The sequence below is a fragment of the Pseudomonas psychrophila HA-4 genome, from assembly GCF_000282975.1.
GTDB classification, from domain to species: Bacteria; Pseudomonadota; Gammaproteobacteria; order Pseudomonadales; family Pseudomonadaceae; genus Aquipseudomonas; species Aquipseudomonas psychrophila_A.
Map to the genome: position 1 here is coordinate 1 of NZ_ALJC01000037.1, position 1076 is coordinate 1076.

At 62.2% G+C, this 1076-nt stretch carries 1 pseudogene; it reads left to right on the plus strand.

What is annotated here, in order from left to right:
* A pseudogene (locus B347_RS24665) lies at positions 1-1076 on the plus strand (type IV secretion protein Rhs); the annotation flags it as partial.

Sequence of the window (1076 nt, forward strand, 5' to 3'; positions counted from 1 at the left end):
GGCAGTCAGCAAATCTACGTGCACGACGACAACGCCCGGCTGGTCAGACAAATCGACCCCGACGGCGCTGAGCACCACAAAGCCTACGACGACAAAGGCCGCCTGATCGCCGAAAAAGACCCGCTCGGCGCCGTCACCGAATACCAGTACAACGAAGCCGGGCAACTCACCGCGCTGATTCCGCCCGTCGACGAACCGACGTTCTACAGCTACCTCAATGGCCACGTGCGCAAGGTGCAACGCGGCCTGGCGTGCTGGAAATACGAACGCAACCCCCAAGGTGACATCACCCGCCAGACCGACCCCGACGGCAACGTCACCCACTACAAATACACCGCCAAAGGCCAACTGAGCGGCCTGTATTACCCGGACGGCAGCCAGCACACCCTTACCTGGAACCCGCTCGGGCAACTGCTCGACGAAACCCTGCCCGATGGCACGCAACGGCGTTACCGCTACGACGCCCAGGGTCGAAAAATCACCCAGCAGGACGAGCGCGGCGCCATCACCCAGTACCAATGGGACGCCGCCAACCGCCTGATCCAAACCACCTTGCCCGGCGGTAAAACCCGCGCTTGGAGCTACAACGCCTACGGCAAAGTCACCGCCGAGCGCGACGAACGCGGCCACATCACCCGCTACGAATACGCCGACAACCTGCACCTGATCAGCCGCCGCATCAACCCTGACGGCAGCCAGCTCAACTACCGCTACGACAACGCCCGCCTGCTGCTGACCGGCATCGAAAACGAGCGCCACGAACACTACCAGCTTGAATACCATCCCAACGGCCTGATCCGCCAAGAAATCAGCTTCGACGGCCGCAAAACCGCCTACGCCTACGACCTCAACGGCCACCTGCTGGAAAAAACCGAATACCCGGACACCGATCAGCCTGAGGCAGCACCGCTGATAACCGCTTATCAGCGCGACGCAGCCGGGCGCCTGCAGATCAAAACCCTGCCCGATGGCAGCGAAATCACCTACACCTACGACACCTTGGGCCGCCTCACCGCCGTCGACGACGGTCAATGGCCACTGGCCTACGAATACGACCTGCAAGACCGCCTCATCAG